At 64.5% G+C, this 25,479-nt stretch carries 27 protein-coding genes; 11 read left to right on the top strand and 16 right to left on the bottom strand.

All coding sequences use genetic code 11. The features are described 5' to 3' along the window. Positions 1-243: transposase (locus tag UP10_RS13820; protein ID WP_502692175.1), on the bottom strand; the 243-nt coding region annotated here is incomplete at its 3' end. A gap of 184 nt (positions 244-427) precedes the next feature. Further along, positions 428-1,018 (bottom strand): polyhydroxyalkanoate synthesis repressor PhaR, encoded by a 591-nt coding sequence (gene phaR / locus UP10_RS13815; RefSeq protein ID WP_044536297.1) that lies wholly within the window; start codon positions 1,016-1,018, stop codon positions 428-430. 315 nt (positions 1,019-1,333) lie between these two features. Here phaR and UP10_RS13810 point away from each other — a divergent pair, with 315 nt between their 5' ends. From UP10_RS13810 to yddG, 3 genes are all read left to right on the top strand, one after another. Then, on the top strand, positions 1,334-2,512 hold the full coding sequence (locus tag UP10_RS13810; RefSeq protein WP_044587895.1) for an acetyl-CoA C-acetyltransferase: 1,179 nt from the start codon (positions 1,334-1,336) through the stop codon (positions 2,510-2,512). A 181-nt stretch (positions 2,513-2,693) separates the two neighbouring features. Continuing rightward, on the top strand, positions 2,694-3,419 hold the full coding sequence (phbB, locus tag UP10_RS13805; protein ID WP_044587894.1) for an acetoacetyl-CoA reductase: 726 nt from the start codon (positions 2,694-2,696) through the stop codon (positions 3,417-3,419). A gap of 166 nt (positions 3,420-3,585) precedes the next feature. Beyond that, positions 3,586-4,458, top strand: a complete 873-nt coding sequence (yddG, locus tag UP10_RS13800) for an aromatic amino acid exporter YddG (RefSeq protein WP_044587893.1) — start codon at positions 3,586-3,588, stop codon at positions 4,456-4,458. 42 nt (positions 4,459-4,500) lie between these two features. Here the strand turns inward: yddG and UP10_RS13795 are convergent, their stop codons facing one another. Both UP10_RS13795 and gloB read right to left on the bottom strand, forming a co-directional pair. After that, positions 4,501-4,932 (bottom strand): cupin domain-containing protein, encoded by a 432-nt coding sequence (locus tag UP10_RS13795; protein WP_044587892.1) that lies wholly within the window; start codon positions 4,930-4,932, stop codon positions 4,501-4,503. Next, the gene (gene gloB, locus UP10_RS13790; RefSeq protein ID WP_044587891.1) at positions 4,932-5,699 is read right to left on the bottom strand and encodes a hydroxyacylglutathione hydrolase; all 768 of its coding nucleotides are present in this window, start codon (positions 5,697-5,699) and stop codon (positions 4,932-4,934) included. Before gloB ends, UP10_RS13795 begins: the two co-directional genes overlap by 1 nt. A gap of 129 nt (positions 5,700-5,828) precedes the next feature. Here gloB and UP10_RS13785 point away from each other — a divergent pair, with 129 nt between their 5' ends. Next, positions 5,829-6,557 carry a methyltransferase domain-containing protein gene (locus UP10_RS13785; protein ID WP_044587890.1) on the top strand — a complete coding sequence of 243 codons (729 nt, stop codon included), beginning with the start codon at positions 5,829-5,831 and terminating at the stop codon, positions 6,555-6,557. Between the two features lie 63 nt (positions 6,558-6,620). On the opposite strand, the gene UP10_RS13780 is transcribed toward UP10_RS13785, so the two are convergent. The 5 genes from UP10_RS13780 to UP10_RS13760 all read right to left on the bottom strand — a co-directional run bounded on the left by UP10_RS13780 (position 6,621) and on the right by UP10_RS13760 (position 13,843). Further along, complete coding sequence (locus tag UP10_RS13780) at positions 6,621-7,415, bottom strand: DUF4167 domain-containing protein (RefSeq protein ID WP_044587889.1); 795 nt, start codon at positions 7,413-7,415, stop codon at positions 6,621-6,623. 454 nt (positions 7,416-7,869) lie between these two features. Next, complete coding sequence (gene prmC / locus UP10_RS13775) at positions 7,870-8,739, bottom strand: peptide chain release factor N(5)-glutamine methyltransferase (RefSeq protein WP_044587888.1); 870 nt, start codon at positions 8,737-8,739, stop codon at positions 7,870-7,872. Next, positions 8,736-9,815, bottom strand: coding sequence for a peptide chain release factor 1 (gene prfA / locus UP10_RS13770; RefSeq protein ID WP_044587887.1), 1,080 nt, complete (start codon positions 9,813-9,815; stop codon positions 8,736-8,738). Before prfA ends, prmC begins: the two co-directional genes overlap by 4 nt. 54 nt (positions 9,816-9,869) lie before the next feature. Beyond that, positions 9,870-12,137 carry a phosphoenolpyruvate--protein phosphotransferase gene (gene ptsP / locus UP10_RS13765; RefSeq protein WP_044587886.1) on the bottom strand — a complete coding sequence of 756 codons (2,268 nt, stop codon included), beginning with the start codon at positions 12,135-12,137 and terminating at the stop codon, positions 9,870-9,872. Between the two features lie 449 nt (positions 12,138-12,586). Further along, positions 12,587-13,843, bottom strand: a complete 1,257-nt coding sequence (locus tag UP10_RS13760) for an aspartate kinase (protein ID WP_044536307.1) — start codon at positions 13,841-13,843, stop codon at positions 12,587-12,589. 220 nt (positions 13,844-14,063) lie between these two features. On the opposite strand from UP10_RS13760, the gene UP10_RS13755 reads away from it, so the two are divergent. From UP10_RS13755 to UP10_RS13735, 5 genes are all read left to right on the top strand, one after another. Further along, positions 14,064-14,531 carry a PH domain-containing protein gene (locus UP10_RS13755; protein WP_044587885.1) on the top strand — a complete coding sequence of 156 codons (468 nt, stop codon included), beginning with the start codon at positions 14,064-14,066 and terminating at the stop codon, positions 14,529-14,531. Between the two features lie 14 nt (positions 14,532-14,545). Next, positions 14,546-15,328: a bifunctional 2-polyprenyl-6-hydroxyphenol methylase/3-demethylubiquinol 3-O-methyltransferase UbiG gene (gene ubiG, locus UP10_RS13750; protein ID WP_044587884.1), complete on the top strand. Its 783-nt coding sequence runs from the start codon at positions 14,546-14,548 to the stop codon at positions 15,326-15,328. A 41-nt stretch (positions 15,329-15,369) separates the two neighbouring features. Beyond that, positions 15,370-16,281: a LysR substrate-binding domain-containing protein gene (locus UP10_RS13745; RefSeq protein ID WP_044587883.1), complete on the top strand. Its 912-nt coding sequence runs from the start codon at positions 15,370-15,372 to the stop codon at positions 16,279-16,281. Between the two features lie 189 nt (positions 16,282-16,470). After that, on the top strand, positions 16,471-16,941 hold the full coding sequence (locus tag UP10_RS13740; protein WP_197086806.1) for a lipocalin-like domain-containing protein: 471 nt from the start codon (positions 16,471-16,473) through the stop codon (positions 16,939-16,941). 169 nt (positions 16,942-17,110) lie between these two features. Continuing rightward, positions 17,111-18,010: an EamA family transporter gene (locus UP10_RS13735; protein WP_044587881.1), complete on the top strand. Its 900-nt coding sequence runs from the start codon at positions 17,111-17,113 to the stop codon at positions 18,008-18,010. Between the two features lie 82 nt (positions 18,011-18,092). Here the strand turns inward: UP10_RS13735 and UP10_RS13730 are convergent, their stop codons facing one another. Genes UP10_RS13730 through UP10_RS13710 form a run of 5 tightly spaced genes read right to left on the bottom strand, consistent with a single transcriptional unit; the run spans position 18,093 to position 20,951 of the window. Further along, complete coding sequence (locus UP10_RS13730; RefSeq protein ID WP_044587880.1) at positions 18,093-18,521, bottom strand: EamA family transporter; 429 nt, start codon at positions 18,519-18,521, stop codon at positions 18,093-18,095. Then, positions 18,518-18,991: a DUF1178 family protein gene (locus UP10_RS13725; RefSeq protein ID WP_044587879.1), complete on the bottom strand. Its 474-nt coding sequence runs from the start codon at positions 18,989-18,991 to the stop codon at positions 18,518-18,520. Before UP10_RS13725 ends, UP10_RS13730 begins: the two co-directional genes overlap by 4 nt. After that, a complete protein-coding gene (locus UP10_RS13720) occupies positions 18,988-19,866 on the bottom strand; it encodes a carbon-nitrogen hydrolase family protein (RefSeq protein WP_044587878.1) in 879 nt (292 codons plus the stop codon). The genes UP10_RS13725 and UP10_RS13720 overlap by 4 nt, the downstream gene beginning before the upstream one ends. Continuing rightward, positions 19,866-20,138, bottom strand: a complete 273-nt coding sequence (gene grxC / locus UP10_RS13715) for a glutaredoxin 3 (protein WP_044587877.1) — start codon at positions 20,136-20,138, stop codon at positions 19,866-19,868. The genes UP10_RS13720 and grxC overlap by 1 nt, the downstream gene beginning before the upstream one ends. Before the next feature lie 33 nt (positions 20,139-20,171). Continuing rightward, on the bottom strand, positions 20,172-20,951 hold the full coding sequence (locus tag UP10_RS13710) for a ComF family protein (protein ID WP_044587876.1): 780 nt from the start codon (positions 20,949-20,951) through the stop codon (positions 20,172-20,174). A 108-nt stretch (positions 20,952-21,059) separates the two neighbouring features. Between UP10_RS13710 and UP10_RS13705 the strand changes: the two genes are divergently transcribed. After that, positions 21,060-21,932 (top strand): methyltransferase domain-containing protein, encoded by an 873-nt coding sequence (locus tag UP10_RS13705; RefSeq protein ID WP_044587875.1) that lies wholly within the window; start codon positions 21,060-21,062, stop codon positions 21,930-21,932. Between the two features lie 128 nt (positions 21,933-22,060). Here the strand turns inward: UP10_RS13705 and UP10_RS13700 are convergent, their stop codons facing one another. Then, positions 22,061-22,471, bottom strand: coding sequence for a (deoxy)nucleoside triphosphate pyrophosphohydrolase (locus tag UP10_RS13700; RefSeq protein WP_044536318.1), 411 nt, complete (start codon positions 22,469-22,471; stop codon positions 22,061-22,063). A 173-nt stretch (positions 22,472-22,644) separates the two neighbouring features. Between UP10_RS13700 and UP10_RS13695 the strand changes: the two genes are divergently transcribed. After that, a complete protein-coding gene (locus tag UP10_RS13695) occupies positions 22,645-23,991 on the top strand; it encodes a TadE/TadG family type IV pilus assembly protein (protein ID WP_044587874.1) in 1,347 nt (448 codons plus the stop codon). A gap of 92 nt (positions 23,992-24,083) precedes the next feature. Here UP10_RS13695 and argJ read toward each other — a convergent pair whose 3' ends face one another. Beyond that, positions 24,084-25,325, bottom strand: a complete 1,242-nt coding sequence (argJ, locus tag UP10_RS13690; RefSeq protein WP_044587873.1) for a bifunctional glutamate N-acetyltransferase/amino-acid acetyltransferase ArgJ — start codon at positions 25,323-25,325, stop codon at positions 24,084-24,086. Positions 25,326-25,479: the final 154 nt, after the last annotated feature.

The raw sequence follows: 25,479 nt of genomic DNA, 5'->3' as shown, positions 1-25,479 counted from the left end.
CCGACGGCTCGCCCGCACCCGGTGCAAATAGCCGTAAATGTAAAGCTTCAGCAGGTCGCCCGGCGCATAGGGCGGCCGACCCAGTTCCTCGGCCGCAGCCTTCGAAAATCCCAACTCCGCAAGAGCCAGCGTATCTACAAACGCATCGATCACCCGAACCGGATCGTCGCGCCCCACCACCTCGTCCAGAACCTCAGGAAAAAGCGTCGTTTGATACCGCGACTGGCCCGTCACATGCGCCATCATAACCTCGAATCAAAGCCCGATCCCGACAACAATAGCCGATCAGGTTTTCACACAGCCTGGAAGGCCGGGACCCATACGCCGCGGCTTCTCAGTAAGGCAATCTGGCAGACGCCTCGTTCAACCAATCAACATTCGTGGTTATGGGCCCCGGCCTTCGCCGGGGCGACGATAAGGACGAGAACTACTCGTCCTTCTTGACCGGCTGCGACATGCGTTCGAGGCGTTCCTGCATGTCCTTCATCTGGCGGCGCAGATCGTCGATCTTGTCGTCTTCCGCCGCAGGCTCCGCCACCTTCTCCAGCTCGGTGCCGACGCGCTGCGGCACGAACGGCTTGAACATCGAGAAGGTCTGCTGGAACAGCTCCATGTTGCGGCGAACCTGTTCTTCCAGCGGTGCAAATGGCGTTCCGCTCAGGGCGCCCGCGATCTGCTTGCGAAACTTCTCCTGCTCACTGGTCAGCGTCGCGATCGATTGTTCGAGAAACTTCGGCACCACCATCTGCATGCTGTCGCCATAGAAGCGGATCAGCTGCCGCAGGAACGTGGTCGGCAGCAGATTCTGCCCCGCCTTGTTCTCCTGTTCGAAGATGATCTGCGCCAGCACCGATCGGGTGATGTCGTCGCCGGTCTTGGCGTCGTAAACGAGGAAATCCTCGCCTTCCTTCACCATCGCCGCGAGATCCTCGAGCGTCACGTACGTGCTCGTACCGGTATTATAGAGCCGCCGGTTCGCGTATTTCTTGATCGTGGTCGGTTGGTCAGATTTTGCCATGGGCTCTCACTTCAACACCGAAGGACCTGGAACCCGACGGCATCGCCGCAGGGCTAAATGCAACGCATCGCAACAAAGGTAAGCATTTTCAAAGCGGCTCGGCTACCGTTTTGTGCGCCACGGTTAATTCCAAAGCATAGGTATTGCTGAGGAAACTGCCAATAGCGTCATTTTGAGTGCGTCGCGTCGCGATTTGCAGCACAGTTCGATTGACATGCCTCAATGAGGTTTACAGGATACGCAACCAAGAGACAGGCCCGCCAACCGGCCGCCCGCCGTCGAGAAACTCAAGCTTAAAACCAACAGGAGATGTCCATGTCAGACGATGTCGTCATCGTCAGCGCCGCCCGCACCCCGGTCGGCAGCTTCAACGGCGCGTTCGCCACCACCCCGGCGCATGATCTTGGCGCGATCGTCATCAAGGCGGCGCTGGAGCGCGCGGGCGTCGAGCCGGGTCAAGTCTCTGAAGTCATCATGGGCCAGATCCTGACCGCGGCGCAGGGCCAGAACCCGGCCCGCCAGGCGTCGATCAACGCCGGCATCCCGGTGGAGAGCCCGGCCTGGGGCGTCAACCAGCTCTGCGGCTCGGGCCTGCGCACGGTCGCACTCGGCTATCAGGCGCTGCTCAACGGCGATTCCTCTGTCGTCGTCGCCGGCGGCCAGGAATCGATGAGCATGGCCCCGCACGCGCAATATCTGCGCGGCGGCGTCAAGATGGGCGGCCTCGAGCTGATCGACACCATGATCAGGGACGGCCTGTGGGATGCCTTCAACGGCTACCACATGGGCAACACCGCCGAGAACGTTGCGAAGCAGTACCAGATCACCCGGTCGCAGCAGGATGAGTTCGCCGTCGCTTCGCAGAACAAGGCGGAGGCCGCGCAGAAGGCCGGCCGGTTCAAGGACGAGATCGTCCCGGTCACCCTCAAGTCGCGCAAGGGCGACATCGTGGTCGATACCGACGAATATCCCCGCCATGGCGCCACCGTCGAGGCGATGGGCAAGCTCCGCGCGGCCTTCGAGAAGGACGGCACCGTGACCGCCGGCAACGCCTCGGGCATCAATGACGGCGCCGCCGTCGTGGTGCTGATGACCGCCAAGGAAGCCGCCAGGCAGGGCAAGAAGGTGCTCGCGCGCATCGTCTCGTGGGGCCAGGCCGGCGTCGATCCCAAGATCATGGGCACCGGGCCGATCCCGGCGTCCCGCACCGCGCTGAAGAAAGCCGGCTGGAATATCGCCGACCTCGATCTGATCGAGGCCAATGAGGCGTTCGCGGCACAGGCCTGCGCGGTCAACAAGGACCTCGGCTGGGATCCGGCAAAGGTCAACGTCAATGGCGGTGCGATCGCGATCGGCCATCCGGTCGGCGCATCCGGCGCGCGCGTGCTGGTGACGCTGCTGCACGAGATGCAGAAGCGCGACGCCAAGAAGGGCCTTGCCACGCTGTGCATCGGCGGCGGCATGGGCATCGCTATGTGCGTTGCACGCGACTGAACAAAAGGCAGCGAGGCGGGTTAGGTGATGAAAAGATCATCTGTCAACCGCGGCGCGAGCTGATAAACAAGATGCCCGGCTTCGCGCCGGGCATTTTTGTTTTTGCAAGTGCGAGTGACTGCAGTGAGTGCAAAGACCGGAGCTATTCCGGTCATAAAAGACGGCCAAGGAGGAGACGGACATGGCACGTGTTGCATTGGTGACGGGCGGAACGCGGGGCATCGGAGCGGCGATCAGCAAGGCGCTGAAAGCGGCGGGCTACAAGGTGGCGGCGAGCTACGCCGGCAATGACGCCGCCGCGGAGAAGTTCAAGGCGGAGACCGGCATTCCCGTCTACAAATGGGATGTCTCCTCGTTCGACGCCTGTGCGGCCGGCGTCAAGCAGGTCGAGGCCGATCTCGGCCCGGTCGACGTGCTCGTCAACAATGCCGGCATCACCAAGGATGGCGCCTTCCACAAGATGACGCTCGAGCAGTGGACTTCGGTGATCAACACCAATCTCGGCTCGCTGTTCAACATGACGCGCCAGGTGATCGAGGGCATGCGCGCCCGCAAGTTCGGCCGCGTCGTCTCGATCTCCTCGATCAACGGCCAGAAGGGCCAGTTCGGACAGGTCAACTATTCCGCGGCGAAGGCCGGCGATATCGGCTTCACCAAGGCGCTCGCGCTCGAGAACGCCAAGGCCGGCATCACCGTGAACGTGATCTGCCCGGGCTACATCAACACCGAGATGGTGCAGGCGGTGCCGAAGGACGTGCTCGAGAAAAACGTGATCCCGCAGATTCCGGTCAACCGCCTCGGCGAACCCGAGGAGATCGCGCGCGCGGTGGTCTTCCTCGCCGCCGACGATGCCGGCTTCATCACTGGCTCGACGCTGACCATCAATGGCGGCCAGTATCACGCGTGACGTGATCTGAACTCGGTTATTTGAGAGATCGTCATGCCCGGCCTTGTGCCGGGCATCCACGTCTTATAACTCGGGCGCGAGAAGACGTGGATGGCCGGGACATAGGCGAGCGGAAGCGACGCCGTCCTTCGGACGGCTGCGCCCGGCCATGACGGAATAATTTCAAATGACCTCCCGCACCGCCACCCTCGTTGGACTGACTGCTATCCTGATGTGGTCGCTGCTGTCTGTCATGACGGTTGCGACCGGCAAGATCCCGGCGTTTCAGCTTGCCGCCATGACATTCGCGATCGCCGCCGCGGTTGCGTTTGCGAGCTTCCTGTTTCGTCCGTCCGCCTTCAGCGCGTTGAAGCAGCCGCCCATCGCCTGGGCCGTCGGGGTCGGCGGGCTGTTCGGCTATCACGCGCTGTATTTCCTCTCGCTGCGCTATGCGCCGCCGGCGGAAGCCGGGCTACTGAACTATCTCTGGCCGCTGTTGATCGTGCTGTTCTCGTCGCTCCTGCCGGGCGAGCGGCTCGCCGCGCATCACATCATCGGCGCCGTGCTCGGCCTTGTCGGAACGGTGTTGCTGCTCGCCGGTAACACCGGCAGCTTCACGCAGGGCCAGATCCCAGGGTTCGCCGCGGCCTTCGTCGCCGCCTTTATCTGGGCGGCCTACTCGGTGATGTCACGCCGGCTCAAGTTGGTACCAACCGATGCGGTGGCGGGCTTCTGTCTGGCGACTGCGGTGCTCGCCGCGCTCGTACACATGCTGGTGGAGAGCACGGTCTGGCCCGCGAGCCCGCTGCAATGGCTTGCGGTGATCGCGCTCGGCATCGGCCCGGTCGGCGCCGCGTTCTTCGCCTGGGACATCGGCATGAAGCGCGGCGACATCCGCGTGCTCGGTGCGGCGTCCTATGCCACGCCGCTGCTGTCGACCGCGTTCCTGATTCTCGCCGGCTTCGCCAAACCCAGCGCCAACATCGCGATTGCCGCGATCCTGATCGCCGGCGGCGGTCTAATCGCGGCAAAAGACATGGTGTTGCGAAAAAGAATGTAGGATGGGTATCGCTTCGCTCGACCCATCCTACGAAAAGGGCCGCTACGAAGAGGGCTCCCAGCCCTTCGGTGCCAGCTCGAAATTCGCGAACGCGAATCCTGGCGCCACCGTGCAGCCGACCAGCGTCCAGTCGCCGGTGCTCTCGGCGGATTGCCAGGTATCGGCGGGCACGACCGCCTGCGGCTGCTCGCCCACGGCGATGTCAGGGCCGAGCATGAATTTCCACTGCCCGTCGTCATCCGCGATCCCGAGCGTGAGCGGCGCGCCGGCGTAGTAGTGCCAGGTCTCGACTGCATCGATGCGGTGCCAGTGCGAACGCTCGCCGCGTGCCAGCAGGAAATAGATCGCGGTCGAGCGCGCCCGCCCGTTGGCGTCGCAGCTTGTGTCGCGAAATGTCTCGCGATAGTGCCCGCCTTCCGGATGCGGCTTCAGTTCGAGCCGCGCGATGATCTCGGCAGCGGAGAGCTGTGGCATCAGGACTTGTTCTTGCGCTCGCGCAGTTCGCCGAACACCGCGGCCGGGTCGGCGCCCTTCATGTGCAGCTTGGCGGCGACGGAGGGTTCGTCGGCGCGCAGGAACACGTTGGCCTTCTTCTCGTCACCGAGCAGCACGGGGATCGTCGGCTTGCTCTCGGCACGCAGTTTTGCCACTTCCTCCGCGCGCGCCTGCAACGCCGGATTGTCTGCTTCGACTGATAGCGCGAACTTGACGTTCGAGGCGGTGTACTCGTGGCCGCAATAGAGCCGGAAGTCGTCCGGCAGCGCGCGCAGCTTCAACAGCGAATCCCACATCATGGGATAATTGCCTTCAAACACCCGCCCGCATCCGATCGAGAACAGCGTGTCGGCGGCAAACACTGCCTTCTCGCCATCGAACACGTAGGAGATGTGGTCGAGGGTGTGGCCGGGCGTCTCCACCACCCGCGCCAAAAGACTGCCGACCTTGATCACGTCGGCATTGGCGGCGCGCAGGTCGACATTGGCGATCTTGGCCGACTTGTCGTGCGGCGCGACGACGCGGCAGCCGTATTTCTGCTTCAGCTCGGCGACGCCGCCGACATGGTCGCCATGGTGATGCGTGATCAGGATGTCGGTCAGCGTCCAACCCTCGCGCTCCAGCGCCTTGACGATCGGGCCTGCCTCGGGTGCGTCGATCGATGCCGTCGCCTTGGTCGCGGGATCGTGGATCAGGTAACCGAAATTGTCGGTCAGGCAGGTGAAGGTGCGAATTTCGGCGGCCATGTTATCTCCACGAACAAAAGGACGGGCGTTAACGCGCCCAATATAGGTGTGAAATATGGCGTTAACGCTCATGCGGCAACGCAAATTTCCGCGCGCCGCGGCCTCCGGCGGCATGTTAGGTTGGGATTTATGGACGTCATCGACCTGCGGGACTTCTATTCGCAACGCCTCGGCATCGTGGCCCGGCAGCTGATCAACCGTGGCATCCGTGCGCGATGGCCCAATGCGGAGGGCCTGCGGGTGCTTGGGCTCGGCTATCCGACGCCCTATCTCGGCCTGTTCCGCGAGTCTTGCGAGCGCTGCATCGCCTTCATGCCGGCGGCCCAGGGGGTGCTGAAATGGCCGACCGGCCGGCCGGCGCTGGCGACCCTGATCGATGAATTCTCGATGCCGCTACAGGATGCCGCGGTCGACCGCGTGCTGCTGGTGCATGCGCTGGAAATGTCCGACGATCCGGAGCGGCTGTTGCGCGAGGTCTGGCGCGTGCTGGCGCCGTCGGGGCGGCTGATCGCGGTGATCCCGAACAGGCGTGGCGTGTGGACGCGCACCGATGCCACGCCGTTCGGTCACGGCCGGCCCTATTCGCGCGGGCAGATCACGCAATTGCTGCGGCAGACCTGGTTCACGCCGACCTCGTGGAGCGAGGCGCTGTTCGTGCCACCGGTCGCCGGCGGCTGGTTCCTGCGTTCGGCGATGGCGTGGGAGCGGGTCGGTGCGGCGCTTTCACTGCCGTTCGCCGGCGTGCATATCGTCGAAGCGAGCAAGCAGGTCTACCGCGCGATCCCCGCGCATCGCGAGCGCACGCGGCTGATCCCGTCGCTGCAGCCGGTGCTGGTGCCGTCGTCGAGACGCGGATAACAGAATCAAAAAGGGCGGGTCGCCCGCGGCGCCCGCCCTTTTCTTCAGGATTGATCCGAAGCCTTATTCGTTGCCGGGATTGAAGTCATCGCTCGGCGCAGGCTGCGTGGCCAGTTCTGGACGCGGGCCGTTTGGACGGCGGCGACGGCGCGGGAAGCGCTCACCACGCTCGCTGCGTTCAGCGCCGCCAGTGCCTTCAAAGGCGCCACTGACCGGGGGCTGCGCGCCGCCGGTGATGAAGGACGGCAGGCGATCGACACCGCCGGCATCGGCCAGCACCGGCTGCGGCTGATTCGGCGGCTGCGGCGCCTGATACTGCGGCTGCGGACGATGCTCGCGTTCGCGGTGCTCGCGCGGCTGCTGCTCACGCGGTTGGTGGTCACGCGGCTGGTGCTCGCGCGGCGGCTGTTGGTCGCGCTGGTAGATCTGCTGGCCGTTTTCGCGCACGTAGGGCTGCGGCTGCTGCGGCACGAAGCCCGGCTCCTGGCCGAAGTTCGAATAGCCGTCGCTATCGTCATCGCCGTCGTCGGACTGTGTCACCTCGCCGTCGGGACGCGGCGGTTGCTGATTCTGTCGGAATTGCTCCTGAGCGGTGGCAATGATCCGGTAATAATGTTCGGCGTGCTGGTAGTAGTTCTCGGCGGCGACCGGGTCGCCGGAGGAGCGCGCATCGCGAGCGAGCTGAACGTATTTTTCGGCAACGTGCGAGGCAGTGCCGCGGATCTTGATATCGGGTCCGTTCGATTCGTACACCCGTGTCAGGGGATTCTGGCCGCGTCGGTTATTATTATTGTTGTTGTTATTATTGCTATTATTGTTCCGGTTGCGCATGCGCTTGTTGTTCTGACCGTTTCTCATATGTCGCCTTTATTCCAGCCCTGAAGTTATCAGTTCATAGCCTCGTTCGCTTCGGCGCGCAGTTATGCGTGCGGAATCGTCGTACCGTCCAAATTGGCTTCGATGTCGCCGACCATCTCGTTCAGCAAAGTCGCGTTCAACAATGACGCGTTCCCCAACCGCCAGCGGGTCTCGCCGGCGACCAAATCATTCCGCCCGTCAAGACAGGCCCAGTTCTCTCGCATAAGTCTTCAAGCGCAATTACAGGCTTTCGTTCGCTTGGCGGTCGAGAGCAGCACAGCTCCGGCTATTGCGCTCAATGTGACCTGCGGTTTGGAACCTTTTGATCGGCGGGCTCTCGCTCGAGAACCCTGGTCATCACCCGTTCGCTACGGGGCCAGCACCGATGTTGTGGCCGGAACGTAGTCGTTCCCGGGGGATATTCCAAGAGGTTTTTTTGCGTTCCAATAGGACTTTATCGGGGCAACCGGCGGGCGGAAACCGCCCTTGGGATGCCCGTCAGGTCGGCTCTTGGCAGCCCGGTTGTGGTTAACCCGGCTGCCGTCATCAAGGCGTCAATGTCCCCGCTCTGGCCCTGGCCGGCCTCCACGACGAGGACGCCGTTGGGGGCCAGCAGGCCGGCGGACTGCGCGATCAGCGCCCGGTAGGCATCGAGCCCGTCGGCGCCGCCGTCGAGCGCCGCGCGCGGGTCATGGACGCGCACCTCGGTGGCGAGACCGGCGATGTCGGCGGAGCGGATATAGGGTGGATTCGAGACGATCAGGTCCAGGGGGCCGGACAGGCCAGCGGCGTAATCGCAGGCGATAAACATCGCACGATCGGCGAGCCCGAGCCGCGCGGCGTTCTCGCGTGCCATCGCAAGGGCGTCTGTCGAAATGTCGGTGCCGAAGCCCCGTGCGTTGGGCAGTTCGGATAATAGCGCCAGCAAGATCGCGCCGGAGCCGGTGCCAAGATCGGCCAACCGCAGCGGACGATCGATCGCGCGGTCGGCGCGCAATAGCTCCAGCGCGCGCTCGACCACCGTCTCGGTATCGGGCCGCGGCACCAGCGTCGCAGCGGAGAGTTTTAGCGGCAGTCCCCAGAATTCCCTCATCCCGAGAATGCGCGCCACCGGCTCGCCGGCGAGACGGCGCTGCGCCAGGGCTTCCAGGTGGTCCAATTCGGCCGCGGTCAGGGTGCGATTCGCCGAAATGATCATGCCGGTCAGGTCGAGATCGAGGGCCGCGCCGACCAGAAGCCGCGCATCGAGTTCGGCGGAGTCGTTGCCAGCAGCCTGGAGACGCGCGGTGAGCGCGCGCCTGATGGCTTCGACCGTTTGGCTCACGCGGCCGCACCTTGTGCCGCAAGCTGCGCGGCCTGGTGTTCGGTGGTGAGCGCGTCGATCAGTTCGCCGATCGCCTCGCCCGCGATCACCTGCGGCAATTTGTAGAGCGTCAGGTTGATGCGGTGGTCGGTGACGCGGCCTTGCGGGAAGTTATAGGTGCGGATCCGCTCGCTGCGGTCGCCGGAGCCGACCTTCTCCTTGCGGTCGGCCGAACGCACGGCGTCGATGCGTTGCTGCTCGGCGTCATAGATGCGCGAGCGCAGGATGTTCATCGCCGACGCCCGATTCTTGTGCTGCGAGCGGCTGTCCTGCATCATCACGACGATGCCGGTCGGAATGTGGGTGATGCGGATCGCCGATTCGGTCTTGTTGACATGCTGGCCGCCTGCGCCCTGCGCCCGCATGGTTTCAATCCGCAAATCGTCGCTCTTGATGTCGACGTCGACATCCTCGACCTCCGGCAGCACCGCGACCGTTGCGGCCGAGGTATGGATGCGGCCTTGCGTCTCGGTATCGGGCACACGCTGCACCCGGTGCACGCCGGATTCGAATTTCAACTTCGCGAAGGCGCCGCGGCCCCGCACCTCGGCGATGATTTCCTTGTAGCCGCCGACGGTGCCTTCGCTCGCCGAGATCACCTCGACCTTCCAGCCCTGCAAGGCAGCGAAGCGCTCATACATCCGGAACAGGTCGCCGGCGAACAGCGAGGCCTCGTCGCCGCCGGTGCCGGCGCGGATTTCCAGCACCACGTTGCGGTCGTCCATGGCGTCCTTGGGCAACAGCGCGACGCGGATCTTCTGCCCGAGCTCGTCGATGCGCGCCTGCAGGGTTTCGAGCTCGGCTTCCGCCATGCTGCGCATTTCGGGATCGACCGCTGGATCCGTCAGCAGCGCCTCGGTGTCGGCAAGCTCGCTGCGCGCAGCGCGATAAGCCTTCACCGCATCGATCAGCGGATTGAGCTCGGCAAGCTCGCGCGTGATCGCAACGTAGCGCTCGGAGTTCACCTGGCCGAGCAGCTCGGCCTCCAGCGAGGCATGGTGGGCGAGCAGGATGTCGAGTTTGGCTTCGGGTAGCATGGCAGGTTCTCGGTTTGCAGAGGACGCAAGGTGGCTGACGCGACGAGAGCGTCGCTACAAGGCCAGACCTTCGGCTTCCGCAAATTTCGTCAGTTGCTCGCGAATCGACACGCTGCCGGACGGCGCATCGAGCAGCGGCTCGATCATCGCCGCGGCCTTTTTGGCGTCGAGGTCGAGGATCATCGCCTTGACCGGGCCGTGCGCGGTCGCTGACAGCGACAGCGAGCGATAGCCGAGCGCAATCAGCGCCAGCGCGCCGATCGGCTTCGACGCCATCTCGCCGCACAGCGAAGCGGTTTTCTTCGCGGCCTGCGCCTTGCGCACGATGTCGCGCAGGGCGCGCATGATCGGCGCCGACATGATGTCGAAGCGTTCGGAGACCTTGGCGTTGCCGCGGTCGACCGCGAACAGGAACTGGAACAGATCGTTCGAGCCGACCGAGACGAAGTCGACTTTCTTGAGGAGCTCGTCGAGCTGGTACAGCAGCGCCGGCACTTCCACCATGGTGCCGATGTCGATGCGCTCGGGCAGCGCGTGGCCGTGCTGGCGCAGATAGGTCAGCTCGCGTTCGACGATCGCCTTGGCCTGGTCGAATTCGGCGACCTCGGAGATCATCGGGAACATGATCTTCAGCGCGCGGCCGCCGCCGGCGCGCAGCAGCGCGCGGATCTGGCCGCGCAGCAGGCCGGGACGGTCGAGGCCGAGGCGGATCGCGCGCCAGCCGAGCGCGGGATTTTCCTCGACCACGGTCTCCATATAGGGCAGCGCCTTGTCGCCGCCGATGTCGAGCGTGCGGAAGGTGACGGGCTTTGCGCCGGCCGCATCGAGTACGGTGCGGTAGAGCTGAAGCTGGTCGCTGGAGCGCGGCAGGCTCGGGCTCACCATGAACTGCAATTCAGTGCGGAACAGGCCGATGCCGGCGCTGCCGGTGTCGTCGATATGCGGCAGGTCGATGGTCAGGCCGGCATTGATCAGAAGCTCGATTCCCTGGCCGTCCTTGGTCACGCAGGGCTTGTCGCGCAGCTCCGAATATTGCGCCTGCCGCCGCGCGCGGAAACGGACGCGCTCGGCATAGGCCGATTCGATCTCGGCCGAGGGACGGATATAAATCTCGCCCGAGGTGCCGTCGACGATGATGGCATCGCCGGGATCGGCGATACCAGGCGCATTCGGTATCTCGCCGACCGCGGGAATGCCGAGCGCGCGCGCCACGATCGAGACGTGGGAGTTCGCGGTGCCTTCCTCGAGCACAAGGCCGCGCAGCCGCGTGCGGTCATAGTCGAGCAGCGCGGCCGGGCCCATCGCGCGGGCGATCAGGATGGCGTTGTCGGGCAATTGCTCGCGCGACGGCGCGTGGTTCTGGCCGACCAGCTGCCGCATCAGGCGATGGCCGAGATCCTCGAGATCGTGCAGGCGGTCACGCAGATATTGATCGGTCGAGCGCAGCATGCGCGCGCGGGTGTCCGACTGCACGCGTTCGACCGCGGCCTCCGCGGTGAGGCCGGTGGCGACCGCTTCGTGCAGCTTGTGCGACCAGCCCTGGTCGTTGGCGAACATGCGGTAGGCTTCCAGCACCTCACGGTGCTCGCCGCCTTCGGCGACGTCGCCGCGCTCCAGCATGCGGTCGAGATCGGCGCGGAGGTTCGCCAGCGCGGTGTCGAGCCGCTTGATTTCCTTCGGCAGGTCTTCGGCGATGTAATTGGTGATGACGACACGCGGCTCGTGCAGAACGACATGGCCGAGCGCGATGCCGTCGGAGAGGACTGCGCCGGTTTTGTGCAGCGAGTGCCGTGCCGCCGGCTCCGCGCCGGGCTGCGCCAGCGCGGCGAGCTCGCCGGAGGCGATCATCTCCGCCAGCACCATGGCGGTGGTCTGCAGCGCCTCGACCTCTTCCTCGACATAGGTGCGCTTGGCGCGATTCTGCACCACCAGCACGCCGAGCGTGTTGCCGGCGCGCAGGATCGGCACGCCGAGGAACGAGTGGTAGATTTCTTCGCCGGTCTCCGGGCGGTAGGAGAACGCCGGATGGCTCTGCGCGTCGGAAAGATTCAGCGGCGTCGCCTCGCTGGCGACGAGGCCGACAAGGCCTTCATGCGCGCTCAGCACAGTGCGGTGCACGGCGTCGCGGTTCAGTCCCTCGGTGGCATATAATTCGAGCGTGGTGTCGACCCGCAGCACATAAGTCGAGCAGACCTCGGCCACCATGTTGGCGGCGATCAGCACCACGATCTTGTCGAGGCGTTCCTGGGCGGAGACTTGCTCCGCCATGGTTTCGCGGAGCCGTCTCAACAGGACGCGGGGGCCTCCCGACGCGCTCCGCATATCTCTAAGGCCTCCCCCGCCGAGCCGGCGCACCGAAGGACCGGCCGCTGGCGCAAAACGCATCAAACCCGACAATTTTACTGATTCGGCGTTGCCGCAAGCGCCGTTCTCCGCCGAATCAGGATCGCCAAAACTGTCGCACAGTTTGCGGCAGCCCACCTGACTGGCCGTATAGCCAATCGAGACTTGCTTTGCCAAGCAAAACGCCTGCCAGTAGCAAATAACGTCTGCGTCAGCACAATGCTGCGACCGCTAAGAGAAATTCTAACTCTGGAGTGCGGTTGCAGGAGACCGCTTGCTCCGACCGTGAGGCTGGGGCCTATCTCCTCGTCATTCCGGGGCGCGCCTCTTGGCGCGAGCCCGGAATCCATCGGGCCACAAGCCAGGCAGTGGGATGGATTCCGGGCTCTCGCTTCGCGAGCCCCGGAATGACGAAGGAGAGAGACGCTTTACGCCTGATCGAGCCCGTACAGCGTGTGCAGCGTCCGCACCGCGAGTTCGGTGTAGGCAGCGTCGATCAGCACCGAGAACTTGATCTCGGAGGTGGTGATGGCGCGGATGTTGATATTGCGCTCCGACAGCGCCTTGAAGGCCTTTGCCGCGACGCCGGCATGGCTGCGCATGCCGCTGCCGATCACCGAGACCTTGGCGACATCGGTCGCAGTGTCGAGCCGCTGATAGCCGATCTTCGCCTTGGAGGAGGTAATGGTATCCTTGGCGCGGTTGTAGTCGGTGGCCGGGACGGTGAAGGTGAGGTCGGTGGTCTTGCCGTCCTCCGACACGTTCTGCACGATCATGTCGACATTGATATTGGCATCCGCCAGCGGCCCGAAGATCGAGGCGGCGACGCCCGGCTTGTCTTCGATCTGGCGCACGGAGATCTGGGCTTCGTCCTTGGAGAAGGCGATGCCGGTGACGACGTGGCTTTCCATGATTTCCTCCTCGCTGCAGATCAGCGTGCCCGGCGGCTGGTTGGCGTGCGGGTCGATATCCTCAGGCTTGTCGAAGCTGGAGCGGACGAAGATCGGCATGTTGTGCACCATGCCGAGTTCCACCGAACGGACCTGCAGCACCTTGGCGCCCTGCGAGGCCAGTTCCAGCATGTCTTCGAACGCGATCCGGTCGAGCCGGCGCGCCTTCGGCACCACCCGCGGGTCGGTGGTGTAGACGCCGTCGACGTCGGTATAGATGTCGCAGCGGTCGGCATGCAGGGCGGCTGCGATCGCCACCGCCGAGGTGTCGGAGCCGCCGCGGCCGAGCGTGGTGATGCGGCCGGTCTGCGGGTTGATGCCCTGGAAGCCGGCGATCACGGCGACTTCCTTGCGGTCCTTGAATCGGCCGATGATCTCGGTGCCGTCGATGTCGAGGATGCGCGCCGAGGCGTGGGCGTCGGAGGTCTTGATCGGGATCTGCCAGCCCTGCCAGGAGCGCGCCTGGATGCCGATGCCCTGCAGCACGATCGCGAGCAGGCCGGAAGTGACCTGTTCGCCGGAGGCGACGATCGCGTCATACTCGCGCGCATCATGCATCGGCGAGGCGTCGGTGCACCATGCGACCAGCTCGTTGGTCTTGCCGGACATCGCCGAGACCACGACGGCGACCTCGTGGCCGGCGTCGACCTCGCGCTTCACATGCTGCGCGACGTTGCGGATGCGATCGATATTGGCGACGGACGTACCGCCGAATTTCATCACGAGGCGGCCCATGACGACGCGTCTGTTCCCTTAAGAGGATAAGTAGGGCAACCCGCGCCGAAAACCGCAAGCGCAGGCACCGAAACGCGCGTATACATAGCGCAGCGCCCGGGGGCAAGCCGGTTCCTGTAGGTCTCCTGTAGGTCTCCTGGGGGTCTCTTGCGGGGCTTTCGGGGGTCTTTCGGCCAGTTATGGGCGGGCTGTGGCGCGGCGGTAACTCGAGGCGGATGGTATGGGGCGTTATATCGACGATATCCTGCAGCCTGGCGAAAAGGTGCTGTATTCCACCAATGCGCACTGGGTCTTCTATTGGCCGGCCATCGTGGCCTGGATCGTGGCGGTGGCACTTTTGATCGCCTCGCGCATGGTGACGGTGGACAGCCTCACGCTGGCGTGCCTTGCCTCTGCCGCGGTGGTGGCCATCGCAGCCCTGTACTGGTCCGCCACGGCCTGGTTCCACCGCTGGACCACCGAGACCGACGTGACCAATCTTCGCGTCGTGCACAAAACCGGATTCATCAAGCGGCGGACCTTCGAGATGAGTCTCGACAAGGTCGAGAGCGTCGACGTCAACCAGAGCATCTTAGGGCGCCTCCTGAACTACGGCGACGTCACCATCCGCGGCGTCGGCGAGGGCTTCGAGAATATCCGCACCATCGCCTCGCCGCTGGCGTTCCGCAGTTCGATCACCGCGCGATAGGGGTGCGCGCAACCATGGCCATGCAGACAAGTCTTTCCAGTTCTTCTGCCAATTCCTCCGCCAGTTCCTCGGCCAGCTCGGTCGATCCGGCCGAAATCGCCAAATTCTCGAAACTGTCGGACGAATGGTGGGATCCGCGCGGCAAGATGGCGCCGCTGCACAAGATCAATCCGTTGCGGCTGACCTATATCCGCGATGCCGCCTGCCGCAAGTTCGAGCGCAACGCCAAGAGCCTGAGCTGCCTGTCCGGCTTGCGCATACTCGACATCGGCTGCGGCGCCGGGCTGTTGTGCGAACCGTTCACGCGGTTAGGGGCCCAGGTGATCGGAATCGATCCCTCCGCCAGCAATATCGCCGCAGCGAAACTGCATGCCGACAAAGGGCATCTGTCGATCGACTACCGCTGCACGACGCTGGAAGAGATGGACGTGCGCGAGCGCTTCGACATCGTGCTGGCGATGGAGGTGGTCGAGCACGTCGTCGATGTCGGCGCCTTCCTCAAGCGCTGCGCGGCGATGCTCAAGCCCGGCGGGCTGATGGTGGTCTCGACGCTGAACCGCAACTGGAAAAGCTTTGCGCTGGCGATCGTCGGCGCCGAATATGTGCTGCGCTGGCTGCCGCGCGGCACCCATGAGTGGAGCAAGTTCGTCACCCCCGCCGAGCTCGAGCGCTATCTCGCCGATGTCAGCCTGACCATCACCGAGCAGGCCGGCGTGGTCTACAATCCGCTCGCCGACAAATGGAGCATCTCGTCCGACATGGACGTGAATTACATGGTGGTGGCGGAGGACGTCTGATCGACCCAGGCGATCAGTCTCCCTATCGAAGAACCGTCACGATGGGCCATGTAAATCTCGATATGGACGTGCTGCGAACGCTGATCACGGCACATCGCCTGGGCAGCTTCAGTCGTGCCGCCGACAAAATCGGGCGCTCGCAATCGGCCGTCAGCCAGCAGATCCGCAAGCTTGAAGAGCAGGTCGGCCAACCGCTGTTCGTCAAACAGGGCCGCGGGTTGGCTCTGACCAACGCCGGCGAGGTCATGTTGACCTATGCCCATCGTATCCTGGATATCAACGACGAGGCTGTCGTGGCCGTGCGCGACCAGGCCGTCGAAGGCGTCGTCCGTTTCGGACTGCCTGCCGATTTTGCAGACGTGTGGCTGCCGGCAGCGCTCAGCGATTTCAAGCAAGCCTATCCGGCGATCCGGATCGAGGCCGTGGTCGATCGCAACCGGCGGCTATTGGAGCAACTGGACAACGGAGACCTCGACCTCGTCCTAGCACTCGACAACCCGGCGCGTGCCGATGCGCAGCCGGTGGCGACCTTGCCTGTCGTCTGGATCGGCTCCGCCTCGGCCGGACCGGTCTGGGGCGCGGGCGAGCCGGTGCCGCTCGCGGTGTATGAGGCGCCATGTTTCTTCCGCCAGCGCGCCATTGCCGCGCTCGATCAAGCCGGCATGGCCTGGCGTATCGCGTTTAGCAGCCCGAGCTTGCCCGGGCTTTGGGCCGCGGTCGAAGCCGGCTTGGGGGTGACGCTGCGAACCGCCGTCGCGTTGCCGGATCAATTGCGCGCGCTCCCCGGCACGGCCGGATTGCCGCCTGTGCCGGCGTCCTCGCTCGAGGCTTGTCTGCATGATGCCGGTCGAACGCTTGAGCCGGCAATGCTGCAGATGCGGTCGATCATAAGAAAGACGCTGGAGGACTACCTCGCCAAAACGCAAATTGGTCAGGCCGGCATCGTGCCGTGACGACTGGAAGACGCCGTCGATAAGGCGGCGCAACTCCCATCGGTTTTTCTGAAGGCTCGCATAAGAATAACGGCATTTTATTGCGTGGTCAGATCCCTATCGTCACCGAGGGGATCAATCAGGATATGGAAAGGCCGTTGCATGAAACTCCGCGCGTTGGTGAAGACTATTTGCATTGCTCTGCCGTGCATGATCGCGGCGCTGCCGTCATCTCATGTTCAAGCAGCCGGCGGCGACGCCGCAGCAACCCTCGCAGGCACCTGGACCCTGGTCGCCGCCGACGTGCTGCATGGCGATGGCAGCCGGGGACACGATTACGGGCCTTCACCCAGGGGCATGTTGTTCATCGACGCCGACGGACGTTATTCGCTGCAGATTTTCGATAGCGAGCGAAGGCCCTTTGCAACAGGGGACAAGCTGAAGGCGACGGAGGCCGAATACCGGGCGGCCGTGCTGGGCGTCAGCTCGCATTTCGGCAAGCTCGACGTCGATCCCGTGAAGGGAACTCTGGATTTCCATATCTCGAAAGCATCTTTCCCCAACTGGGAAGGCACCGAACAGGTGCGGCTCTACGAGCTGAAGGCCAACGAGTTGAGCTATCGCGTGCCACCCAGGTCGAACGGCGACACGCCAATTTCGGTTTGGCGGCGCGTCGACTGATCGTGACGGCTCGCTACATCGGCCCGCCATCAACGGCGGGCCGAATGACTTCTTAGATCGAGACAGCGGAGCCGATTGCAGTCCTGCCATGCGACGCTCGGGTTGACCGACTGCACCGAGCCCGGCACGGTGCGCGCATACTCCCGCGCCGCCGGCCCTCCTTTCGCACATGCTCACGATCGCTTCGCTCTGGATTCCCTTCACCATCGTTGCCGCGTTCGGGCAGGTGGCGCGCAATGCGATGCAGCGGCACCTGACGGGGCCGCTCGGGACCTGGGGCGCGACCAACATCCGCTTCCTGTTCGGCCTGCCGTTCGCGGTGGTGTTCTTCGCGATTGCCGTGATCGCCACCGGCGATCATGTGCCGTGGCCGTCACAGTCGTTCTGGCCGTGGCTGGTGCTCGGCGCACTGAGCCAGATCGTCGGCACCGGGTTCATGCTGCTGGCGATGAACGACCGCTCCTTCGTGGTGACCACGGCCTACATGAAGACCGAGGCGATCCAGACCGCGATCTTCGGTTTCATCTTCCTCGGCGATCACCTGACCACGGCCAAGGTGATCGCGATCGTGATCGCAACCGTCGGCGTCGTCGTCACGGCGCTGCGGCCCGGCGGCAATAAGAGCTACGCCGATCTGCGCCCGACGGTGCTCGGCCTCGGTGCTGCCGCCGTGTTCGCGCTCTCGGCGGTGAGTTTTCGCGGCGCGATCATTGCCGTGCCTGATGTCTCGTTCGTGACGGCGGCCTCCTACACGCTGGTGTGGAGCCTGTTTGTCCAGACACTGATCCTGTCGATCTATCTCTTGCTTCGCGCGCCCGACGTGCTGCGGAAAATCATCGGGCTCTGGCGTCCCTCGATGTTCGCCGGCTTCATGGGCGCGTTCTCGTCGCAGTTCTGGTTTTTGGCGTTCGCGCTGACGGCGGCGGCCAATGTCCGCACGCTGGCGCTGCTCGAGGTGCTGTTCGCGCAGGGCGTGGCGTATTTCTCGCTGAAGCATCCGTTCTCGCTGCGCGAGCTCGCCGGCATTGTCCTGATTGTGGTCGGCGTTGCACTGTTGATTGCGGCTTAGTTTTTTGACGCGTTTTCTTCACGCGAACCGGTGCCCATCCCGGATCAAGTCCGGGACAGGCTCTCGCTCGAAAACGCTATGATTAGCCTTTTGCCGCGATCAGCACGGCGCCGGCCGAGATCAGCGCAATCCCGATCCATCCGTAGAGCGAGGGGCGTTCGCCCAAAAACACCACGCCGAACAGCGCCACCAGCACCACGCTCAATTTGTCGATCGGCGCCACCAGCGTGGCTGGGCCGAGCTTGAGCGCGCGGAAATAGCAGATCCAGGACGCACCGGTGCCGAGCCCTGATAGCAACAGGAACAGCCAGGTCTTGCCCGAGATCGGTCCCGATTGCGTGAACTGCCCCGTCGCGAACAGGATCGCCGACAGTGTGATCAGCACGATCACGGTGCGGATCAGCGTGGCGAGATCGGAGTTGATGCCCTCGACGCCGACCTTGGCAAAGATCGCGGTCAGCGCGGCGAAGAACGCCGAAAGCAGCGCCCAGGCTTGCCAGCTTGACGTCAATTACGGTCTTCCGGCAGGGTCGGCAGCGGCGAGACCTCGACGCCTTCGTCGATCAGCGCACGTGCCTCGTCGGGCGAGGCCTCGCCGTAGATCGGCCGATGCTCGATATCGCCGTAATGCATCTTGCGTGCTTCGTTCGGGAACCGCTCGCCGACATTGTCGGCGTTCTTTACGATGTGGTCGCGCAATTCCTTCAGCTTGGCGCGCAGCTCGCGTTCCTGCGCCATCATCAGCGAGGTCGATTCGGTGGCCGGCGCCTCGGCGGACGGCGCCGCGATTTCAGGCGCCGCCTTCGCGCGGCCCTTCTTGCCGATGATGCGCGGGGCCATGATGGCGCGCTCGACCTTGGCCGAACCGCAGGCCGGGCAGTTGATCAGGTGGCGCCGCTCCTGCGATTCATAGGCCGACGAACTCTGGAACCAGCTCTCGAACTCGTGGCCGGTCTCGCATCGCAGATTGTAGCGGATCATGCCGAGCCCCGGACCAGGTGCAGGTGCTCCGGGCCGGCCTTGGGGTCGGCGATGCCGAAGCGTCGTCCGTGCTGCAGCGACGGGATGGTCTTGCGCGCGGTCTCGACCTTGGCGGGATCGATCTTCGCCAGGAACACGCCGGGCTCGAGGTCGCCTTCAGCAAGGATCTCGCCCCAGGGGTCGATGATCAGCGAGTGCCCAAAAGTCTCGCGCTTGTTCTCGTGCAGGCCGGCCTGGGCTGCTGCGAACACGAAGCAGCCGGTCTCGATGGCGCGGGCGCGCAGCAGCGTATGCCAGTGCGCCTCGCCGGTCTTGCGGGTAAAGGCGGAGGGCACAGTGAGGAACGAGGCGCCGGCCTCGGCCAGCGCGCGATACAGCGCCGGGAAGCGCACGTCATAGCAGATCGTCAGCCCGATCCGGCCCCAGGGCAGGTCCGAGATCACGGCGGTCTCGCCCGGCTGGTAGTTGGCGGATTCGCGATAGCTCTCGCCGCCGGGCAGGTCGATGTCGAACATGTGGATCTTGTCGTAGCTCGCCAGCAAATTTCCGTCGGGCCCGATCAGGAACGAGCGGTTCACCGCCTTCTCCGGTGAGAAGCGCAGCGCCAGCGAGCCGATATGGAGATGGATCTTCAGCTCAGCTGCGAGCGCGCGATAGGCTTTCAGCGATTTGTCGTCCTCTTCGCTGGCCAGATGCTCGAACAGCGCCTTGCGGTTGAGCTGCATCATGTTGCTGACTTCAGGCGTCAGTACATAGTCGGCGCCCTGCGCGGCCGCCTCGTGGATCAGCCGCGTGCCCTGCTCCAGGCTCGGCTCGGGGAGAAGCCCGGTGCGCATCTGCACCATGGCGGCGGTGAATGTCATGTCCGTGCTCATCAGGCGCCGCCTCCGTTGGCCAACAGGCCGTCGAGCTTGCCCTCGCGGTCGAGCGCGTAGAGCTCGTCGCAGCCGCCGATATGGGTCTTGCCGATGAAGATCTGCGGGAACGTCGAACCCGCACCGGCGCGGCCGTACATCTCGTCGCGATAGGATGGGTTGCTGGCGACGTTGAGTTCGGTGAATTCAGCGTGCTTGCGTGTCAGCAGCGATTTGGCCGCGCTGCAGTAACCGCAGCCCGGACGGGTGTAGATTTCAATGGCAGCGGTCATGCACTGTGCGCTCGGGTGAACCAGAATGTCAGATTATATGGGAGCACGGTGGCTCTCGACAACCCGGGCGAACACCAGCACGTCGACCTGCGCAGCTTTGGCCCGTAGCAGCGCCCGCGCGCAGGCGTCTATCGTGGCACCGGAGGTCAGGACGTCGTCGACCAGGATGATTCGGCGGCCCTGGATATCTGATTTGCGCTCGTCAGCCACCTTGAACGCGCCCTGGACGCTGCTGGCGCGCTGCGGGCGTGACAGCCCGATCTGCTGCTCGGTGGCACGGACGCGCCGGAGCGCCTCGGAGGCCATCCTGACGCCGCTCTGGCGCGAGATCACTCTGGCCAGCGCGCCGGACTGGTTGTAGCGCCGGCTCCAGCCGCGCTGCCAATGCAGCGGAACCGGTACCAGCGCATCGGCACCGTTTAGCAAATCCTTCCCCGCACGCGCCATCCAGCGGCCCATCGCGGGCGCCAAATCGGTGCGGTCCTGGTATTTCAGTGCGTGCACCAGCGTGTGCGCGACGTCGTCATAGCGTACCGCGGCGCGGGCGCGCTGGTAGGCCGGCGGATGGGCGATCGCCTCCATCGACAGCAGCTCGGGCCCGGGGTCATAAACGAAGGGTATGCCGAGCCGCGGACAAAACGGCGGCGCGATGAACGACAGTTTCGACCAGCATTCCGCGCAGACGCCCTCGCCGGCGACCGGCTCGCGGCACGACACGCAGAGCGTCGGCAGCGCGATGTCGAGCGCGAGGCGGGTGGTGCGCAGCCATGCGCCACCGACAACGCCGGGCGCGCTGCGCAGATGGCTCGCGATCGAGCGTGCCGGTGATGCCTCGGCGTCCGTCGGATCAGGCTAGCGCCGGGACGGGTGGGGCTCAAGCGCCGGATTGTCAGCAGCAATCGTCCAGCGTAACCAACCGGCATGGTTTCGAACCCCAGCACGGCCCCCATCCTGTTCGATCGCGCGCTGCTCGGCGTGCGGCTTGAACGCGCGCGGCGCGATGGTGCGGTGACGTTCCTGCTCGATCGTGCCGTCGAGGATTTGGCCGACCGGCTGCAGGCGGTGTCGCGCAGCTTTGCTGACGCGGCCGATCTCTGGACGCCGGACTCTGGGCTTACGGAGCTGGTGCGCGGACGTATCGGGTCGATCCGCCGGATCGCGTTCGATCCGTCGGAGGCGCTCGGGCTATCACCTGAATCTCTCGACCTCGTCGTCTCGGCGCTGGCGCTGCAGTTCGTCAACGATCTCCCCGGCGTGCTGGCGCAAATCCGCCGCGCGCTGAAGGGCGACGGGCTGTTGCTTGCGGCGATGCTCGGCGGCGATACGCTGACCGAGCTTCGGCAGAGTTTTGCCGCGGCGGAAGCCGAATGCGAGGGCGGCGCGTCGCCGCGCGTCGCACCGTTTGCTGATTTGCGCGATATCGGTGCACTGTTGCAGCGTGCCGGCTTCGCGCTGCCGGTCACCGATGTCGATCGCGTCGTGGTGCGCTACGCCAGCGCATTCGCGCTGATGCAGGATTTAAGGCGCATGGGCGCGACCAACATCTTGCGCGAGCGCCGCCGCACCCCGACCCGCCGCGCCACCCTGCTGCGGATGGCGCAAATCTACACTGAGCGCTTTGCCGATGCCGACGGCCGCATCCGCGCCACCTTCGACATCGTCTGGCTGTCCGGCTGGGCGCCGCATGACAGCCAGCCGAAGCCGTTGAAGCCGGGCTCGGCAAGAGCGAGTCTGGAAGCGGCGGTGAAGGCTTCATCCTCCCCTGGAGGGGGAGGATCGACGCGAATGAAATGAGCGGCGAGGTGGGGTGATCTCTCCACACGGCACTGTTTGAGCTGAGCGACCTTCACCCCACCTCGGTTCGCATTGCGCTTCGCTTCATGCGAATCGATCCTCCCCCTCCAGGGGAGGATGAAGAAAGATCACAGCAACAGATCGATCAGATGCGGCAGCAGCGGAATATCCGCCGGCGGCATCGGGTAGTCGCGCAGCTTGTTGGCGCGGACCCAGGCCAGGGTCTGGCCTTCGCGCGCCACCGCGATGCCCTCCCAGCGGCGGCAGATGTAGAGCGGCATCAGCAGATGGAAGGTCTCGTAGGCGTGGCTGGCAAAGGTCAGCGGCGCCAGACATGGCTCGCTCACCGTGATGCCAATCTCCTCGTGCAGTTCGCGGATCAAGGTCTGTTCCGGCCGCTCGCCGGGCTCGAGCTTGCCGCCCGGGAATTCCCACAGGCCGGCGAGTGCCTTGCCTTCGGGGCGCTGCGCCAGCAGCACACGCTTGTCGGCATCGACGAGCGCGCAGGCGACGACGAGGGTTAGTTTGATATCGGCCATGTGATGCGCATTGTCTGAAATGGGGCAAGCTTTCATTAACCAGCAATCGTGGCAGGGCAAAACGTTTTGTTCCCGCTCGCCTTTCTGCGATCGCAATAAGTTCCCTTTAATCCGTCAACGGCAGGGTCAGGGACGGTCATATACCGATAGAAACCCATACACCCATAAATCCGATGCGCACCTTGATGTCGATCCTCCGCCGCTTTCGCCGCGATCGCTCCGGCAATGTCGCGATTGTCTTTGCCCTTCTCGCGGTGCCGGTGCTGGGCGCCGTCGGATGCGCGATCGACTATTCACGTGCCAACCAGATCCGCAGCAAATTGCAGTCCGCTGCAGACGCCGCGAGTGTCGGATCGATCGCCAAGGCGTCGCCCGGCTTTATCGCCGCCGGTGCGATGACCTCGGATGGCCCGGTCCCGGCGGGCGTCGCTGACGCCACGAAGATATTCACCGGCTATGTCGCCAACCAGGGCGGTTTCACCCTCGGCAGCGCGACGCCGGCCGTCACCAAGAGCGGCGGCGCCCTCACGTCGACGGTGCAGTTCTCGGCCACCGTCTCGACCATGTTCCTCGGCCTGATGGGCAGCAAGACGGTCACGGTGACGGGCACGTCGACCTCGACCGCCAACATGCCGCTCTACATCGACTTCTATCTGCTGCTCGACAATTCGCCGTCGATGGGCGTCGCGGCGACGCCGAGCGATGTGACGACGATGGTCAACAACACGCCCGACCAGTGCGCCTTCGCCTGTCACGACTACAACAACGCCAACAACTACTATAACCTTGCCAAGACGCTCGGCGTGACGACGCGGATCGACGTGCTGCGCACCGCGACCCAGCGGTTGATGGATACGGCGTCGGCGACCGCGACCTATCCCAGCCAGTTCCGGATGGCGATCTACGATTTCGGCGCGTCTTCGGCGACCATCGGCCTGCGCGCGCTATTCGCGCTGTCGGCAAGCCTGTCGAGCGCCAAGACCGCAGCCGGTAACATCGACCTGATGGGTGTCTATGGCAACAATGACATCTATACGGCCGACAAGGACACGCCGTTCTCCACGGTGCTTCCGGCCATCAACAACGTGATCAGTCCGCCGGGCGCCGGTACGTCGTCGGCGCCGCTGAAATATCTGTTCTTCGTGTCCGACGGTGTCGCCGACGAAAACAATGCCTCCTGTTCCAAGACCATGTACAACAAGGATTGGGGCAATATCTCGCCGCGGTGCCAGTCGCCGATCGATCCGACGCTCTGCACCACGTTGAAAAATCGCGGGATCAAGATCGCCGTGCTCTACACCACCTATCTGAAGCTGCCGACCAACCTCTGGTACATGGACTGGATCGACCCGTTCAACCAAGGTCCTTTCGGTCCCTCGCCGAACAGCCAGATCGCGCAGAACATGCAGACTTGTGCCTCGCCTGGCTTCTATTTCGAGGTCAGCCCGACCCAGGGCATTTCGGATGCGATGACCACGCTGTTCCAGAAGGCGGTCGCCGACGCGCGGATTTCGAGCTGACGCCGAAGGCGTCATTCCGGGGCTCGCGAAGCGAGAACCCGGAATCTCGAGATTCCGGGTCTGGTGCTAACGCACATCCCGGAATGACGGAATCAACTACGATAATCCCCGTTGATCGCGACATATTCCTTAGTGAGATCGCAGGTCAGCACGCGGTCGCGGCCCTTGCCGAGGCCGAGCGCGACCTTGATCTGGATCTTCGGCGCCCTCATCGCTTCCGAGACTTCCTTCTCGTTGTAGGACGGATCGCGCGCGCCGCTCTTGGCGACGCGGATGCCGTTGAAGAAGATCGAGAGCTTGTCGCGGTTGGCGGGCTCGCCGGCCTTGCCGACCGCCATCACGACGCGGCCCCAATTGGCGTCCTCGCCGGCGATCGCGGTCTTCACCAGCGGCGAATTGGCGATCGACATCGCGATTTTTCGCGCCGACGGTTTTGTCGTCGCGCCCTCGACGATGACCTCGACCAGCTTGCGCGCGCCTTCGCCGTCGCGCGCCACTTGTTCAGACAGATTTGCGAGCACGTCGTGGAACGCCTTGGCGAACGCCTTCAGCCGCGGGTCGCTGGCGCGGCTGATCTTCGGCGCGCCATGGGCTGCTGCGGCGCCGGTCGCAAACGCCAGCAGCGTATCCGAGGTCGAGGTGTCGCTGTCGATGGTGATGGCGTTGAAAGTGTCCTCGACGCCGGCCTTGAGCAGCGATTGCAGCACGGCTGATGACAGCGGCGCGTCGGTGAAAACGAACGACAGCATGGTCGCCATGTCGGGCATGATCATGCCGGCGCCCTTGGCCATGCCGTTGATCGTCACCTTGGCCTTGCCGAGCTTCACGGTCGCGGTCGCGACTTTCGGGAAGGTGTCGGTGGTCATGATCGCCTTCGCCGCGTCGATCCAGTGGTCGGGCGTCGCTGCCTCGGCAAGCGTCGCCAGCACGCCGTCGAACTTGGTGGCGTCGAGCGGCTCGCCGATCACGCCTGTCGAGGCGAGGAAGATCTCGCCGGCGGTGCAGCCGACCGCCTTTGCCGCGATCTGCGCGGTCAGCGCGGTGGAGTGCTTGCCGGTCTTGCCGGTGAAGGCGTTGGCGTTGCCGGAATTGACCACCACCGCTCTTGCCTGTCCGCCCTTCAGCTTGGCGCGGCACCATTCGACCGGCGCCGACGGGCATTTCGACTTGGTGAAGACGCCGGCCACTGTGGTGCCCTTGTCCAAGAGCGCCAGCAGCACGTCGGTGCGCCCCTTGTAGCGGATGCCGGCGGCAGCGGTCGCAAGCGTTACGCCCGCGATCTCGGGCATGTTGGGAACGTCAGTCGGGGCGAGGGGAGAGACGGCGGTGGACATGGGACGGCTTCCGGCTACGAGGAGGGAAGCGCTGCTTACCATCTCACTCGTCGAAACGGGAGAGGGCGCAGCAGCAATCAAGACGTCGTCCCGGCGAAGCAGGCTGTGCGAGAAGTCGCGCTGCTTGCGACGGGATGGCTGCATCGGCCAGCAA

This window comes from Bradyrhizobium sp. LTSPM299 (genome assembly GCF_000938235.1).
In the GTDB taxonomy this organism is placed as follows: Bacteria; Pseudomonadota; Alphaproteobacteria; order Rhizobiales; family Xanthobacteraceae; genus Bradyrhizobium.
Note: the sequence above shows the minus strand (reverse complement) of the source record. Positions and strands in the feature narration are given on the sequence as shown.